This window comes from Polaribacter sp. MED152 (genome assembly GCF_000152945.2).
Lineage (GTDB): Bacteria > Bacteroidota > Bacteroidia > Flavobacteriales > Flavobacteriaceae > Polaribacter.
In genome coordinates, this window is record NC_020830.1 from 2,404,891 (window position 1) to 2,422,219 (window position 17,329).

Below are 17,329 nucleotides of genomic sequence, written 5' to 3' on the forward strand. Positions count from 1 at the left end.
AGATGGTCTTAAATAATTATAGAATTATAAGTATTACTAATGAAAATTAATAAATATTAATATTAAAGTGAATTCCAAGCAATTTTTAAAAGCCCTTAAAATATCAGTAAAAAAGCAAGTTGAAAATTTACTTTTTACTTCTTAAACTTTCAATAATCACTGTAGCCAAAATTAGAGAACCTCCCCAAAAGGTATGTACAGTAGGAATTTCTTCTAAGAATAAGTACGCTAAACCAATGCCGAAAATAGGTTGCAGGCTACTAATAATACTGGCAGTTGCTGCAGAGAAAAATTTTAAAGAATGCAACATTAAGCTATGACCAATAGCTGTTGTTATTAAGGCTAATAATAAAATATAGGGTAGTTGACTTTCTAAGCCAGACAAATCCATAAAAAATAAAACAGGAAATAAAAGAATGGTAATAATTACTGTTTGATAAAACATAAGCATAGTTCCATTATAATTGGCTACATGTTTTTTCATTATTAAAATTCGAATGGCATAACAAAATGCCGAAAATACCCCAAACAAAACACCTTTTAGTTGTGAACTTTCTAAATCAAATTCTGGTGTTAAAATGAATAAACCTAAGAGCACCATAAAGCCCAATAAAATATAAATGGGGTTAAATTTAATCTTGAAAAACAAAGGTTCTAATAAGGCGATTATTATTGGGAATGTATACAAAGTTAAAATTCCAATAGCTACATTAGAAAGCTTTAGCGCATAAAAATACGTTACCCAATGTGCAGCCATTAAAACACCCCCAATTATAAAAGTTTTATAATCTTTAGTAGATTTTATGGTTAAATTTATTTGTTTGTATCTGCAAAAAACAAATAAAAAAACCATTGCCAATATTGAGCGAAACCAAATAATCACTTCTGAAGGCATAGCAATGTGCTTACCTAAAACACCAGAAGTACTTATAAAAAATGAAGCTAATAATAAACCAGAAAGTTGTTTGATATAAGATTTATCCATTAAATTTTCTGAAGCGTTTCTAAGGCAACTTTTACAGAGGTTATTTTTATAAATGTAATCATTAAACGTAAACCATTTTTAGTTTGTTTTTCTTTCATAACTACACTTTTAGGATTGTGCTGCACGTATTTTAAAGTTCTAGTAAACGCTTCTGTTTGGTAAAAATCACTTTGTTGATCTGATACAAAGTAACCCACCAATCTTTTTTGCTTTAAAATCACTTTCTCTAAACCTAATTCTTTTGCCAACCATTTAATTCGCACAGAATTTAACAAATCTTCAACTTGAGTTGGTATTTCTCCAAATCTATCTATAATTTCAGATTCAAATACTAGTAATTCCTCTTCTTTTTCTAGTGTGCCTAATTTGTTATATAGCGCTAATCTTTCTGTAATTGAATTAATGTAATCATCAGGAAATAAAATCTCGAAATCAGTATCAATTTGTACCTCTTTTACATATTCTTTTGGTTTAGAATTGTCTGTTGGATACAGCTCTGCAAACTCATTTTCTTTTAATTCTTCAATGGCTTCTTTTAGTATTTTTTGATAGGTATCAAAGCCAATGTCGTTTATAAAACCACTTTGTTCACCACCTAATAAATCTCCTGCTCCACGAATTTCTAAATCTTTCATGGCAATATTTATTCCACTTCCTAAATCAGAAAATAAAACTAAAGCTTCAATTCGTTTTCTGGCATCATCTGTCATCATATGATAAGGAGGAGTTATAAAATAGCAAAATGCTTTTTTATTACTTCTACCCACTCTACCTCGCATTTGATGTAAATCACTCAAACCAAAATTATTGGCATTATTAATAAAAATGGTGTTTGCATTTGGCACATCTAAACCACTTTCGATAATCGTTGTTGAAACAAGTACATCAAATTCACCATTCATAAAACCAAACATCAATTCTTCTAGTTTTTTACCCTCCATTTGTCCATGACCAATACCAATTTTTGCTGATGGTACTAGCCTTTGCAATAAACCAGCGACTTCTTTAATATTATCTATTCTATTGTGAATAAAGAAGACTTGGCCACCTCTAGAAATTTCATAAGAAATAGCATCTCTAATAGTTTCTTCAGAAAATCGAATTACATTACTCTCTATTGGATGTCTGTTTGGAGGTGGTGTTTTTATAACTGATAAATCTCTTGCAGCCATTAAACTAAACTGTAAGGTTCTAGGAATTGGTGTTGCAGTTAAGGTTAAGGTATCTACGTTTTCTTTAAGTGTTTTTAATTTATCCTTTACAGCAACTCCAAATTTTTGTTCTTCATCAATTATTAAAAGCCCTAAGTCTTTAAATTTTATTCGTTGATTCGTTAATTGATGTGTTCCAATTATAATATCTACAGAACCATCATTTACACCATTAATTGCTGCTGTTTTTTGTTTTGCTGTTCTAAATCTGTTTAAATAATCAATCTTGATAGGAAAATCTTTTAAACGTTCAGAAAAAGTTTGATAATGCTGAAAGGCCAATATTGTAGTTGGTACTAAAATTGCAACTTGTTTACCATTATCAACAGCTTTAAAAGCGGCTCTAACTGCAACTTCGGTTTTACCAAAACCAACATCGCCACAAACCAATCTATCCATAGGTTGGTCTTTTTCCATATCTCGTTTTACATCTTGTGTAGCAGAATATTGATCTGGTGTATCTTCGTACATAAAACTACCTTCCAACTCGTGCTGAATGTGCGTATCTGGACCAAAAGCAAACCCTTTTTGTAGTTTACGTTTTGCATACAATTGAATTAAATTAAACGCAATATGTTTAACTCTAGCTTTGGTTTTTTGTTTGATTTTTTTCCAAGCTCCAGAACCTAATTTGTATATTTTTGGAGGCTTACCATCTTTACCATTAAACTTAGAAATTTTATGTAAAGAGTGAATGCTCACATATAAAATATCACGCTCTCCGTAAATTAATTTTATGGCTTCTTGTTTTTTACCTTGAACATCTATTTTCTGTAAACCACCAAATTTTCCTATTCCATGATCCATATGCGTAACATAATCTCCAATCTCAAGTTTGTTAAGTTCTTGAAGTGTTATGGCTTGCTTTTTTGCATATCCGTTTTTTAAACGGAATTTATGATAACGTTCAAAAATTTGATGATCTGTATAACAAACCAATTTTTGATCTACATCTATAAAACCTTGGTATAAAGGAAAAACAATGGTTTCATAATGTACTTCTTGATCTGCGTCATCAAAAATGTCATGAAAACGTTGTGCTTGTTGCTCATTTGCACAAAAGATATAATTGGTAAAACCTCCTTTTTGATATTCGTTTAAATTATCTATTAATAAATTAAATTGCTTGTTAAAGGATGGCTGAGGATTTGTATTGAACGCTATCTCTTGCCCTTCTACTTTAGAGGTATTTCCAAAATGGACAATTGTAAAATTATTCAGTTCATTTTTAATAAAACTACCATCACAAAATAACTCTGAAGGTTTAAGGTGATTTATTTCTTTAGATAAATCATTAAAAGCATCTTCGGCCTTTTTAAAGAATTTATCTAATTTTTGAGACATTAAGTCTACGTTTTTAGAAAACACAACAGTATTAGAAGCAATATATTTTAAAAAACTTTGCCTGTTCTCTTGTAATGTTTTGTTTTCTACATTTGGCATAATTGAAACTTTTTTCAGTTTCTCTTTAGACAATTGTGTTTCCACATCAAAGGTTCTAATACTATCAATATCATCGCCAAAAAACTCAATTCTATAAGGTTCATCATTAGAGAAAGAAAACACGTCTATAATTCCACCTCTTACAGAAAAATCACCTGGTTCTGTTACAAAATCTACGCGTTTAAATTTGTATTCAAACAATACTTCATTTACAAAATCGAGCGATAACTCTTCACCTACAGTTATTTTTAAGGTGTTTTTTTCTAATTCTTTTTTAGTAACTACTTTTTCGAAAAGTGCAGTTGGGTAAGTAACAATTATTGCTGGTTTTTTTCTAGAATTAATTCTATTTAAAACTTCAGAACGTAAAAGTACATTGGCATTATCTGTATCTTCTATTTGATATGGTCTTCTGTAAGAACCAGGATAAAAAAGTACATTCTTATCTCCTAAAAGTTGTTCTAAATCGTTCAAATAATAAGCAGCTTCTTCTTTATCATTAAATACTAAAAGATAAGGTTTGACTACTTTTTTAAAACTTTCGGAAATAACAAAAGACAATGAAGAGCCAGCCAAATTCGATATTTGAAATTGGTTTTTCTCTTGTTGAAGGGCTGTAATTACCTGCGAAACTTTCGCAGATTGTTGGTATTGATTAACAATGTTCTGCTTGCTCAACTGTAAAATTTTTTACAAATGTACTGTGATAATTTATAATAAACCAAAAAGCAAATTCTTTTCTAGGTGAAAGCAATATATTTGTGATGAAGCAGTTAAAAATCTATAATCAATCAATATGTTGTCAAAAATTTCTACTTGTTTTTTGTTTTTCTTAATTATGCTATTTATCAATCCTATTATTGGACAGAATAAAAAAAGTGAATGGACGATTGGGCTAAGTTTAGCCTCTGCAAAGTACACAGACAATCAAGGTAAAGTTTTGGGTGGTTCTTTTGTAAACCAATCACCGAGAATTAATATTTCTAAATACTTGTTTAAGAATTTTACAGCTGATGTAGGCTTTTCCACAGCCATTTTCGATACACAGAAATACACCACTTTTGATGGAATTTTGCGTTATGATTTTGGAACATCTATAGATAATGTAGTGCCTTATGTTTTAATTGGAGGTAGTTTTATTAGTGCCGTTAAAACTACGCCAACTTTAAATTTAGGTGCTGGAAATACATTCTGGATTAAGGAAAATTACGGAATTAATGTTCAAGTAATCTATAAATACTCTGAAGATCGATTTGAGAGTCAGTATTCACATTTTTACCCAACAATTGGCTTGGTATATAGTTTTAAACCTAGGAATTTGAATCCTAGATTATGGCATATGAATAACTAAATTAGTGCTTCAGATATTTGTTTAAAATTGAAGTTAATTTTTTAGCATTTAGGTAACCAACTATAAGTAAATCAATTTCGTAATTTGTATTTAAAATAATGGTTGTTGGATAACTAGTTCTTTTTTCTGAAATGGTAAGTTGTTTTGCCAATTCATGCATGCCAGAATTTCCTGAAGGTTGGTATGAGAAGGTTTTACCTAAAAATGTAATGTTTTCTTTTTCTTCGCCATTAAATAGAATAAGATGGTAGTCTTCGTTTAATTTCTGAATTACCTCCGGATTTTGAAATGTGTTTTTTTTCATTCCAAAACAAATTTTACACCAATCTGTATATAAAAAAATCACAACTGGTTTTGGTGCTTTTTTTTGCAATTGTTCAATTTCTTGAAAGTTGTAAGAATTTAAATCAACCTTAGTTTTTTGAGCATAGTTACTTATGCTAACCATAAAAGCGCCTATAAATAACCAATGCTTCATAATTTTTAAAATAATGTAAATCTAACTCCTAAAAAAGCTCGTATACCTTGATTTGATGCGTACACATAACTAGGGTCAAAAGTTAAAGCATCAGGGTCATTGGGGTCTACTTGTTCATCAAAAGGATCAAAAGGTCTAGATATACTGTTGGCTGCAGGTGTAAAATTTAATAGATTTTTTACTCCTCCATAAATTTCCCAAGAGTTGGTAAATTTTTTAGTTAATTGAATATTCTGAATACTAAACCAAGGTGAAAATTCTGCTCTATCATCTTTAGGGCCTAATAAAGGCAAACGCATTGGTCCATATAAGTTTCCAGTATAATCAATTGTAAAATCTTTAGCAAACCTGTAAGAAACAGACCAAACTCCACTAAAACTTTCGGTTAATAATTGTCTTCTCTTTATGTTGTTTTCTGTTACTGAAACATCCATTAAAGTAGCTCCTGCATTAATGGCTAAACCATTGGTGAATAAAATATCTGCATTTAGAGAAACTCCTTTAGACACAGAGAAACCTTCTAAATTTGCATAAATAATTTTATTAGGATCTGTTTCATAATCAGGCAATATTCTGTTGTTAAAATAGGTGTAAAATGCACTAGCATCTAAAGTGATGAAAGAATTTGCAGTATTGATTTTTTTAACAAAATTGATGTTGGCATTCCAAGAAGTTTCTGGGTCTAAATTACCATCAAATTCAACTTTTCTTGCACCTGTTAATGCTGCATGATCTTCTGTAAAAACATTAGCAACTCTAAAGCCATTACCAGCACTAATTCTAAAAATATTCGATTTATCTCTAGAACTCCACTTGTAATTTATTCTTGGAGATACAATATTTCCATGAACACTATTGTAATCCCATCTAACACCTAAGAGTAATTTTTTTCTATCGGAAATACTAATTTCATCTTGTATAAAAATTCCTGGTAAGTGAATTTTTGAGGGCTGATTAAAAGTGCCAGTTTCATCTAAAGTTGCAAACGTATTATCATCATAATAAGTATATCTATAAGCCAAACCTACTAATAAATCTTGGGTAGCGTTTATTTTGGTATCATAAACCAGTTGGGCAAAACCAATAAGTTGAGTAGCATCATAAGCATCTGTGCCATAAAATGAATCTTGATAATGCCCATTTGCACTAAATTGAAAGTTTATATTTTCTGTTGTTGGTAATTGGTATGTTCCAAAAGTTTCCCATCTATTGGTATAAATGCTTTCACCATAAACGATGTTACTACCTCTAAATTTTCGCTCCCAATCCAATTCTCCTCCCCATCTATCTTCATAAACATATCTACCAGCAATGGTAAAAACTTTGTTGCTTTTGCGCTTAAAATTAATTTTATTAAAGATTGATATTCTATTTTGTAAAGTAAGGTCTGTAAAATTATCATTGTTGTTATCTACCCTATTTTGAAAATTAAAATAATTTACACCTAACAGACCTTCTGCTTTTTCAGAGATTTGATAGCGCAAACCAATATCTGTATTTACTTCTCCCCAAGAACTGGCAAAAACATCTGTAGATAATTTTGGTGCATTTGTTGGCTTTTTGGTGATGATGTTAATAATACCACCAACAGCTTCAGAACCATATAAAGTAGAGGCTGGCCCTTTTACAACTTCAACCCTTTCAATTAAAGCCTGTGGAATTCCAGTTAAACCATATACTGTAGATAAGCCACTAACAATTGGCATACCATCTATTAAAACAAAAGTGTAAGGACCTTCTAAACCATTAATGTGAATGTCTCCTGTATTACAAACATTACAATTTAGTTGAGGTCTAATTCCGTTTACATTTTGCAAAGATTCAAATACAGAAGGTGTAGGATTTTTCTTAAAAAACGTTTTGCTATATACTTCTACAGGAACAGGACTTGCAGTTTTAGATACAGGCCTCAAAGTGCCAGAAACTACTATTTCATCTAAAGTATTATCGTCTTCTAGAACAACATTTCTTGTAAGATTATTACCATTTAAAACCAAAGGAAATGTTTTTGTCTTAAAACCAATGCTACTTACCACTAATGTATAACTACCATTTAAACTATAATTTAATTGATAGCTACCATCTTCTGTAGAGGTGGTTCCAAGTTTGGTGTTTTTGATATAAATATTAGCAAAAGGAATGGCATCACCATTTTTAGAAGTGATTTTACCCCTTATATTTTGACCAATTCCAAGAGTAGAAATAAGTATAAACACTAAAATTATATGATTTTTCAAACTTAAAATTTATGCAAATATAAAATAAAGTTTAGACTTGTCTAAAAAATTATTTATATAATTAAAAAGTTTATATTTGCCTCATATAAAAGTTATATGTTTTCACAAGCAGAAGAAAATTATTTAAAAGCCATTTATCATTTAGAATCAGATTCTAAAGTAGGTATAAGTACCAATGCAATTGCTAAAAGTTTGGCAACAAAAGCATCATCTGTTTCTGATATGATTAAAAAATTATCAGATAAAGAGGTTGTGCTTTATAAGAAATACAAAGGCGTCACATTAACGAAATTAGGCAAAAAAACAGCCGCAAATATTGTTCGAAAACATCGACTTTGGGAAGTTTTTTTGGTTGAAAAACTAAATTTTTCATGGGATGAAGTACATGATGTGGCAGAACAGTTAGAGCATATTAAATCGCAAAAGTTAATTAATCAATTAGATGCATTATTGGGTTTTCCAACTCACGATCCTCATGGAGATCCTATTCCAGATGAAGATGGTGTAATTAATTCTATAGATAAAAGTTTACTTTCTACTTTAAATGTAAATGAAACAGGCGTTTGTGTTGGTGTTAATGACTCTTCTTCAGACTTTTTACAGTTTTTAGATAAAAAAGGAATAACATTAGGCAAGAAAATTAAGGTTACAGAAAAAGAAGATTTTGATGATTCTTTATCCATTTTAATAGGTGATAAAAAATTATCAATTTCAAATAAAATTGCAAACAATTTATACATTAAAAAATCATGAATACATTTGAACAATTAGTAGCTTTTGGCAAAGAACATCCAATACAAGCTGCTTTATATGCTTCACTTTTTACTTGGGGTTTAACAGCCTTAGGGGCTGCTTTGGTTTTCTTCTTTAAGAAAATGAATAGAGCAGTTTTGGATGGAATGTTAGGTTTTACTGGTGGTGTTATGGTTGCAGCAAGTTTTTGGAGTTTGTTGGCACCAGCTATAGAAAATAGTCCTGGAGAAGGTTTTATGAAAGTTTTTCCTTCAGCTATTGGTTTTGCATTAGGGGCTTTGGCTTTATTTGGTATGGATAAAATTTTACCTCATTTACACATCAATTTTAAAGAAAATGAAGCTGAAGGTGTAAAAACAGAATGGCATAAAACTACTTTATTGGTTTTGGCAATTACATTACATAATATTCCAGAAGGTTTAGCTGTTGGTGTTTTATTTGGTGCAGCTTCAACCTTAGTGGGTGTTGAGCAAACAGAAATGATAATTGCAGCAATTTCGTTGGCAATAGGTATTGGTATACAAAACTTTCCTGAAGGATTTGCAGTAGCAATGCCATTGAGAAGGCAAGGTGTAAGCAGGTTTAAAAGTTTTTGGTACGGACAGCTCTCTGCAATTGTAGAACCTTTTGCAGCAGTTTTAGGGGCTTTAGCTGTTTCTTTCTTTACCCCAATTTTACCTTATGCTTTAGCTTTTGCAGCTGGTGCAATGATTTTTGTTGTAGTGGAAGAGGTAATACCAGAAACACAAAGAGATAAGTATACAGATATTGCAACACTAGGTTTTATAGCTGGCTTTATTGTTATGATGTCTTTAGATGTAGGTTTAGGTTAAAATGATCGTTTTAGATAAAATTTAAAAGCAGAATTTTTAAAAAGAAATTCTGCTTTTCTTTTTAAGGATGTTTTGCTTTTGATTGCAAATAGATTAATTTGCATAAAAAATTAGTTGTGCAAAAACCTGAAATTTTCGAAGTTTATAATGCCTCTGCTGGAAGTGGAAAAACTTTTACGCTTGTAAAAGAATACCTAAAAGTTTTACTGAGTGCAGATGATATTTTTACTTTTCAAAAAATATTAGCCATTACTTTTACCAATAAAGCTGCAGGTGAAATGAAAGAGCGTGTACTTTCCAATTTGGAAAGTTTCGCTGAAGGAGAAGAGAATGATTTATTTACAATAATAAGTAATGAAATTGCTGTAGATAAAGAAACTATTCAAGTAAGAAGCAAGAAAATTATCGATGTTATTCTGCAGAATTACTCTGCATTTTCTATAACAACTATTGATAGTTTTACTCATAAAATCATAAAGAGTTTTGCTTATGATTTAGGTCTGTCTTTAAATTTTGAGGTAGAAATGGATGCAGTTTCTTTACTTAATGAAGCTGTAGATGTATTAATTTCTAAAATTGGTACAGATAAAAAATTAACAAAATTACTTATTGATTATTCGTTAGATAAAATAGATGATGATAAATCTTGGGATATTTCTCGAGACTTAAATGAGTTTGCCAAAGTACTTTTGAATGAAGATGATATTCATCACTTCAGAGAATTGTCTAAAAGAAAATTAGAAGATTTTACAGATTTAAAATCTAAATTATATGCACATCAACAAGAGCTTAAAACATCATTTACAAAAATTGGTGAAGCTTGCTTAGAATTAATTCATGCAAAAGGATTAGAGCAGAAAGATTTTATGCGAGGAACCATACCAAAATTCTTTGCAGATATTAAAGAAAAATCGGTTAATTTTAGTTTTCTAACTAGGTCAGAAACCATTGCAAAAGCTATAGATAATCATCAATATTATTCAAAATCTACCACAGATGCTATTGCTCAAGATATAGAAAGTATTGTTCCACAAATTATAGCTTTTTATGAGCAAGCAAAAGAAATTTACAGTCAGTTTTTGTTAAATAAATTGGCCTTAAAAAACCTAATTCCTTTAGCGGTTTTAAATAATATCAATCAAGAATTAGAGAGCATAAAAGATGAAAGTAATATTCGATTAAATTCAGAATTTAATCAATTAATTTCAGACAATATCAAAGAGCAACCTGCCCCTTTTATTTATGAAAGAATTGGGCAACGTTTTCAACATTATTTTATAGATGAAATGCAAGACACTTCTGTTTTGCAATGGCAAAATCTAATTCCGTTAATAGATAATGCATTAGCGCAAGAAAATAGTAATTTACTTTTGGTTGGCGATGGTAAACAGGCTATTTATAGATGGAGAGGAGGTAAGGCTGAACAGTTTATTAGTTTGGGAGCTTCAGAAGAAAATCCGTTTTCAATTTCTAAAGAAGTAAAACATTTAGAAACCAATTATAGAAGTTTTTCTGAGGTTATTAATTTTAACAATTCGTTCTTTCAGCATACAGCAAATTTTTTACAAAATGAATCTTACAAAAGTCTTTTTCTTGAAGGAAATACTCAGTTAGAAAATAAGAAAAAGGGTGGTTATGTTTCTTTAGATTTTTTAGAGAAGGAAGAAGAAAAAGAGGATGAGGAGATAAAATATCCGAAGAAAGTTTTAGCACATATTCTAGCACTCAAAAATGAGTTTGCATTGGGTGAAATCTGTGTTTTAACAAGAACAAAAAAAGACGGAATTGCAGTTGCAAATTATTTGTCAGAAAATGAGGTGCCTATTGTATCTTCAGAAACGTTGTTGCTAAATACGAGTACAAAAGTCAATTTTATTGTTGATGTTTTAAAGGTAATTCAAAATCCTAGTGATCAAGAAACTCGTTTTGAAATGTTGTATTTCTTACATCAACATTTAAATATTTCTGCTGATAAAACATCATTTTTAAAAAAATATGTGGCTTTAGAAAATCATGAGATTTTCAAGGAATTAGAGCAATACAATGTTGTATTTGATATTGGTAGGTTTAATCAATTTCCATTTTATGAAAAAATAGAAGAAATAGTTAGGGGGTTTCAATTATTAGAGACTTCAGATGCTTATGTTCAGTTCTTTTTAGACATTGTTTTAGAGCAACAAAGAAAATCTACAGATATCAATGCGTTTTTAGATTTCTGGGAAAACAAGAAAGACAAACTTAGTATTGTAGCTCCAGAAAGTGCAAATGCTGTGCAAGTAATGACTATTCATAAATCGAAAGGTTTAGAGTTTCCTGTCGTTATTTTTCCTTGTGATGTTGAGATTTACAGAGAAATTAAACCAAAGGCATGGTTGAATGATTTGCCAGAAAGTTTTGGCGAGTTTAAAGAGTTATTGCTGCCTTTTAATAAAGAACTAGGGCAAGTAAATGCTAGAGGTTTACAAATCTATGAGCAAAGAAGAGAGGAGTTAGAGTTAGATAATTTTAACCTTTTATATGTTGCGTTAACCAGAGCTGTAGAACAATTGTATGTAATTACAGAAAAAAGAATCTCTGCAAAAGGTGTTGAGAACACTAATTATTATTCGGGTGTTTTTATTAATTATTTAATACAACAAAATCTTTGGAAAGACGATTGTTTGCATTATTCTTTTGGCGATAAAAATAGAGTTAGTCAGTTGATAGAATCTGAGAGTGTTGCAGAAACGCATCAAAAATTTATTTCTACTTCTTGGCAAGAGCATAATGTAGTTTTGTTAGCAAGTGCCTCTAAGTTATGGAATACAGCTCAAGGTGAAGCCATAGATTATGGAAACTTATTTCATGAAATATTGTCTAAAATCTTTACAAAAAGTGATGTTGCTCCAATTTTGAATCAGTATCATCAACAGGGTTTTATAGATGATGAGCAAAAAAAATACATGTTTCAAAAAATTATTGAGATTGTAGCGCATCCAGAATTGAGATCTTTTTATGCAAAAGATGTCATTATATATAATGAAAGAGAAATTGTAGACGTAGACAATCAAATTGTAATTCCAGATAGATTGATTTTTAAGGATGATAAAGTAACTATTATCGATTATAAAACAGGAGTTGCTTCTAACAATCACAAGCAACAATTGCTGAAATACGCGCAAGTTTTACAGTCTATGAATTTTTCTGTGCATTATAAATTACTCGTTTATATTAATGAGAATATAGAAGTAGTAAAGGTGTAATCTATTAAAATAACTTTGTAAATTTGTATTTCTAAATTCATAAAAAATGTACGGTAAAATTAAGGATACTTTAAAAAAAGAAATTCAGGAGATAAAAGACGAAGGATTATATAAATCTGAGCGAATTATAACATCTTCTCAAGATGCTGTAATTAAATTATCTACAGGAGATGAGGTGTTAAATTTTTGTGCAAACAATTACTTAGGGTTGTCAAATCATCCAGAAGTTATTCAGGCAGCCAAAGATGTAATGGATACTCATGGATTTGGAATGAGCTCAGTACGTTTTATCTGTGGTACACAAGATATTCATAAGCAATTAGAAGATAAAATTGCTGAATTTTATAAAACTGAAGACACCATTTTATATGCAGCATGTTTCGATGCAAATGGTGGTGTATTTGAACCATTACTAACTAAAGACGATGCTATCATATCAGATAGTTTAAATCACGCTTCTATAATTGATGGTGTACGTTTGTGTAAAGCTGCACGTTACAGGTATCAGAATAATGACATGGCTGCTTTAGAAGAGCAGTTGATTGAAGCAAACAAACACAATCATCGTTTTAAAATAATTGTTACAGATGGTGTTTTCTCTATGGATGGTATTGTAGCCAAGCTAGATGAAATTTGTGACTTGGCAGATAAATACGATGCATTGGTTATGGTTGATGAATGTCATGCAACAGGTTTTATTGGTAAAACTGGTAGAGGTACAGTAGAGCTTAAAAACGTAATGGATAGAGTAGATATTGTTACTGGAACTTTAGGAAAAGCGTTAGGAGGAGCAATGGGTGGTTATACTACAGGTAAAAAAGAAATTATAGATATTTTACGTCAACGTTCAAGACCTTATTTATTTTCAAACTCTTTAGCACCCTCTATAGTAGGTGGTGCCTTAAAGGTTTTTGATTTAATTGCAGAAGACACTACTTTAAGAGATCAATTAGAATGGAACACCAATTACTTTAGAACAGAAATGGAAAAAGCTGGCTTTGATTTAGTAGGGGCAGATGCAGCTATAGTACCAGTAATGTTATACGATGCAAAGCTATCGCAAACAATGGCGAATAAACTGTTGGAAGAAGGTATTTATGTTATAGGTTTCTTTTTTCCAGTGGTTCCAAAAGGCAAAGCAAGAATAAGAGTGCAGCTTTCTGCAGCTCATAATAAAGAACATTTAGACAAAGCAATAGCAGCATTTACCAAGGTTGGTAAAGAGTTAGGTGTTATTTAAAATCAATAAAAACACATATTTTTTTTAATATTTTATTGAATTATCTTTGTAAATAAGTTTGAACAACTTACTTTTGTGTATTATAATAATGAACTTTTAATTTAAAAATTTGATAATGAAACGATTAAAAATAGCTGTGATAGCTTTATTTGCGTTAGTAGCGGTTAGCAACGTTAACGCACAAGATGAAAACAATCCTTGGGTTGTAGGGTTTGGTGTTAATATTATAGATTTCTATAATGGAGATGATTTTTCTGACCAAATTAAAGATGCTTTAGGAAATAGTGACTGGAACTTTTTACCTTCTATCTCAAGAATTTCTGGAGAAAAGTATTTAGACAAAGGTTTTACTTTACAGTTAGCTGGGTCATTAAATCAAATTGACTTTTTACAATCTGAAGATGATGTAGATTTCTTATACTACTCTATTGATGCTATCGTAAAATATGACTTAAACATGTTATTTGGAGAAACTGGATGGTTTGATCCTTATGTATATTTAGGTGGAGGATACGTTTCTGTTGATGGTAATGGAGAAGGTATGATCAACGCTGGTTTTGGTTTCAACACTTGGTTTAACGATAACTTAGGTTTAAACTTCCAAACTGGAACTAAAAAAGGATTTGCTGATGAAGTTCGTGCACACTACCAAAGTACTTTAGGTGTTGTTGTTAAATTTGGAGGTAAAGATACTGATGGAGATGGAGTATATGACAAAAATGATGCTTGTCCAGAAGTTGCTGGTTTAGCTGAATTTAATGGTTGTCCTGATGCTGATGGTGATGGAATCAAAGATTCTGATGATGCTTGTCCTAACACACCTGGTTTAGCTTCTATGAACGGTTGTCCTGATGCTGATGGTGATGGTGTAGCTGATAAAGATGATATGTGTCCTGATGTTAAAGGAACTAAAGCTAACAAAGGTTGTCCTGATACTGATGGTGATGGCGTAGTTGATAAAGATGATAAATGTCCTACTGTTGCTGGTCCAGCTGCAAACGCAGGTTGTCCTTGGCCAGATACTGATGGTGATGGAGTTTTAGATAAAGATGACAAATGTATTAACGAAGTAGGTCCTGCATCTAACAATGGATGTCCTGAAGAAGTTATTACAAAAGAAGCTACAGAAGTAATTAACTTTACAGCTAAGTCTATCTTATTTAACTCTGGTAGAGCTACATTTAAAGCAGGAGTAACTAAGCAATTAGATGCTATTGTAGATGTAATGGCTAAATATCCAAAAGCAACTTTCTCAATTGGAGGTCATACAGATAGTAGTGGATCATCTTCTTTAAACTTAAGATTATCTGAAAAAAGAGCTATCGCTGTAAGAGACTACTTAGTGAAAAACGGAGTAGAGACTACAAGATTAGAAGCTATTGGTTATGGTGAAGGTTTCCCAATCGACACTAACAAAACTAGAGCTGGTAGAGCTAACAACAGAAGAGTTGAAATTAAAGTTACTAACGAGTAATTTCTACTTAACAATATTTAAAAGCCTCATCATTTTGATGAGGCTTTTTTAGTGAAAAAAGTTTTTTTAATTGTAATCAAAAAATTACCTTTGCACCTTGAAAAAGGGTCAAGAATCCTATTTAAAAAATAATAACTTAATTAGATATAAAAATGTCTACAACTACAGGTAAAGTTTCTCAAATTATTGGGCCAGTTATTGATGTTGAATTCAATACTGAAAATAACGAACTTCCTAAAATTTACGATTCATTAGAAATTACAAAAGCTGATGGTTCTATTTTAGTATTAGAAGTTCAACAACATATAGGTGAAGATACAGTTAGAACTATTTCTATGGATGCTACAGATGGTTTGCAGAGAGGTGCAGAAGTTGTAGCTACTGGAAACCCAATCCAAATGCCTATTGGAAATGATATTTATGGTCGTTTATTTAATGTTACTGGAGATGCTATTGATGGTCTAGGTAATTTAAGTAAAGTAGGCAAAGATGGTTTATCTATACATAGATCAGCACCTAAGTTCGAAGACTTATCTGTATCTACAGAAGTTTTATTTACGGGTATTAAAGTAATCGATTTAATTGAGCCTTATGCAAAAGGTGGTAAAATTGGTTTATTTGGTGGTGCAGGTGTAGGTAAAACTGTATTAATTCAAGAATTAATTAACAACATTGCAAAAGGACATGGTGGTTTATCTGTGTTTGCAGGTGTTGGTGAAAGAACTCGTGAAGGAAATGACTTACTTCGTGAAATGTTAGAGTCTGGTATTATTAAATACGGAGATGACTTTATGCATTCTATGGAAGAAGGTGGTTGGGACCTTTCTAAAGTAGACAAAGCAGGAATGAGAGATTCTAAAGCTACTTTCGTATTTGGTCAAATGAACGAGCCACCAGGAGCACGTGCAAGAGTTGCATTATCTGGTTTAACTATCGCTGAATATTTTAGAGATGGTGCAGGTGAAGCACAAGGTAAAGATGTACTTTTCTTTGTAGACAATATATTTAGATTTACACAAGCAGGTTCTGAGGTGTCAGCACTTTTAGGACGTATGCCATCGGCAGTAGGTTACCAGCCAACATTAGCAACAGAAATGGGTGCAATGCAAGAGCGTATTACATCTACTAAAAAAGGTTCTATTACTTCTGTACAAGCAGTATATGTACCTGCAGATGATTTAACAGATCCAGCACCAGCAACAACGTTTGCTCACTTAGATGCTACAACTGTATTATCTCGTAAAATTGCTGAGTTAGGTATTTATCCAGCAGTAGATCCTTTAGATTCTACTTCTAGAATTTTAACTGCAGATATTTTAGGTGATGAGCACTATAACTGTGCACAAAGAGTAAAAGAAATTTTACAACGTTATAAAGAATTACAAGATATTATTGCCATTTTAGGTATGGAGGAATTATCTGAAGAAGATAAATTAGTAGTTCACAGAGCAAGACGTGTACAACGTTTCTTATCTCAACCTTTCCATGTTGCAGAACAATTTACTGGTATACCAGGAGTTTTAGTAGATATTAAAGACACTATTAAAGGATTTAATATGATTATGGATGGTGAGTTAGACAAGTACCCAGAAGCAGCATTTAACTTAAGAGGATCAATTCAAGATGCAATTGATGCTGGAGAAAAAATGTTAGCAGAGGCGTAAGCTAAAGCCATTGCCGAATTTATTTTTGGTAGTAATTAAATTATATATTTATATTAAATAAATCCTGAAACAAGTTCAGGATAGTAAAATAAATTTTACTATGTATTTAGAAATTGTAAGTCCAGAGGCTATTTTGTTTTCATCAGAGGTAGATGCTATTACAGTGCCAGGTGAACATGGTGAGTTTCAAATGTTAAATAATCACGCACCAATTGTTGCAAACTTAAAAGAAGGTATGGTTAAAATACACGTACATTCTCAGCAACATTTAGAGTTGAATGATTTAAATGGTTTGTTAGTACCACATGTAGATGATGATAAAATACTAACATTACAAATTAATTCTGGTACTTTAGAATTTAACGATAATAAAGCAATTGTATTGGCAGACTAATACCAATTGTTTTCAAATAAAAAA

General features: G+C 31.0%; 12 protein-coding genes. 8 read left to right on the plus strand and 4 right to left on the minus strand.

The features are described 5' to 3' along the window. Positions 1-127: 127 nt before the first annotated feature. Both MED152_RS10635 and mfd read right to left on the minus strand, forming a co-directional pair. Positions 128-985 carry a DMT family transporter gene (locus MED152_RS10635; RefSeq protein ID WP_015481886.1) on the minus strand — a complete coding sequence of 286 codons (858 nt, stop codon included), beginning with the start codon at positions 983-985 and terminating at the stop codon, positions 128-130. Next, the gene (mfd, locus tag MED152_RS10640; RefSeq protein WP_015481887.1) at positions 985-4,317 is read right to left on the minus strand and encodes a transcription-repair coupling factor; all 3,333 of its coding nucleotides are present in this window, start codon (positions 4,315-4,317) and stop codon (positions 985-987) included. Before mfd ends, MED152_RS10635 begins: the two co-directional genes overlap by 1 nt. Before the next feature lie 160 nt (positions 4,318-4,477). Here mfd and MED152_RS10645 point away from each other — a divergent pair, with 160 nt between their 5' ends. Continuing rightward, positions 4,478-4,990, plus strand: a complete 513-nt coding sequence (locus MED152_RS10645) for a hypothetical protein (protein ID WP_015481888.1) — start codon at positions 4,478-4,480, stop codon at positions 4,988-4,990. A 1-nt stretch (position 4,991) separates the two neighbouring features. Here MED152_RS10645 and MED152_RS10650 read toward each other — a convergent pair whose 3' ends face one another. Beyond that, positions 4,992-5,468, minus strand: coding sequence for a thioredoxin fold domain-containing protein (locus tag MED152_RS10650; RefSeq protein ID WP_015481889.1), 477 nt, complete (start codon positions 5,466-5,468; stop codon positions 4,992-4,994). Positions 5,469-5,473: 5 nt separating this feature from the next. Further along, complete coding sequence (locus MED152_RS10655; RefSeq protein WP_015481890.1) at positions 5,474-7,705, minus strand: TonB-dependent receptor; 2,232 nt, start codon at positions 7,703-7,705, stop codon at positions 5,474-5,476. A 96-nt stretch (positions 7,706-7,801) separates the two neighbouring features. Between MED152_RS10655 and MED152_RS10660 the strand changes: the two genes are divergently transcribed. The 7 genes from MED152_RS10660 (at position 7,802) to MED152_RS10690 (ending at position 17,305) form a co-directional block, all read left to right on the plus strand. Beyond that, positions 7,802-8,458: a metal-dependent transcriptional regulator gene (locus tag MED152_RS10660; RefSeq protein ID WP_015481891.1), complete on the plus strand. Its 657-nt coding sequence runs from the start codon at positions 7,802-7,804 to the stop codon at positions 8,456-8,458. Then, positions 8,455-9,291 carry a ZIP family metal transporter gene (locus MED152_RS10665; protein ID WP_015481892.1) on the plus strand — a complete coding sequence of 279 codons (837 nt, stop codon included), beginning with the start codon at positions 8,455-8,457 and terminating at the stop codon, positions 9,289-9,291. The genes MED152_RS10660 and MED152_RS10665 overlap by 4 nt, the downstream gene beginning before the upstream one ends. Before the next feature lie 116 nt (positions 9,292-9,407). Next, positions 9,408-12,533 carry an exodeoxyribonuclease V subunit beta gene (locus MED152_RS10670; RefSeq protein ID WP_015481893.1) on the plus strand — a complete coding sequence of 1,042 codons (3,126 nt, stop codon included), beginning with the start codon at positions 9,408-9,410 and terminating at the stop codon, positions 12,531-12,533. A gap of 46 nt (positions 12,534-12,579) precedes the next feature. Beyond that, positions 12,580-13,773, plus strand: a complete 1,194-nt coding sequence (gene kbl, locus MED152_RS10675; protein ID WP_015481894.1) for a glycine C-acetyltransferase — start codon at positions 12,580-12,582, stop codon at positions 13,771-13,773. Between the two features lie 115 nt (positions 13,774-13,888). Continuing rightward, positions 13,889-15,247 (plus strand): OmpA family protein, encoded by a 1,359-nt coding sequence (locus MED152_RS10680; protein WP_015481895.1) that lies wholly within the window; start codon positions 13,889-13,891, stop codon positions 15,245-15,247. Positions 15,248-15,399: 152 nt separating this feature from the next. Beyond that, the gene (gene atpD, locus MED152_RS10685; protein WP_015481896.1) at positions 15,400-16,911 is read left to right on the plus strand and encodes a F0F1 ATP synthase subunit beta; all 1,512 of its coding nucleotides are present in this window, start codon (positions 15,400-15,402) and stop codon (positions 16,909-16,911) included. 100 nt (positions 16,912-17,011) lie between these two features. After that, positions 17,012-17,305 carry a F0F1 ATP synthase subunit epsilon gene (locus tag MED152_RS10690; protein ID WP_015481897.1) on the plus strand — a complete coding sequence of 98 codons (294 nt, stop codon included), beginning with the start codon at positions 17,012-17,014 and terminating at the stop codon, positions 17,303-17,305. Positions 17,306-17,329: the final 24 nt, after the last annotated feature.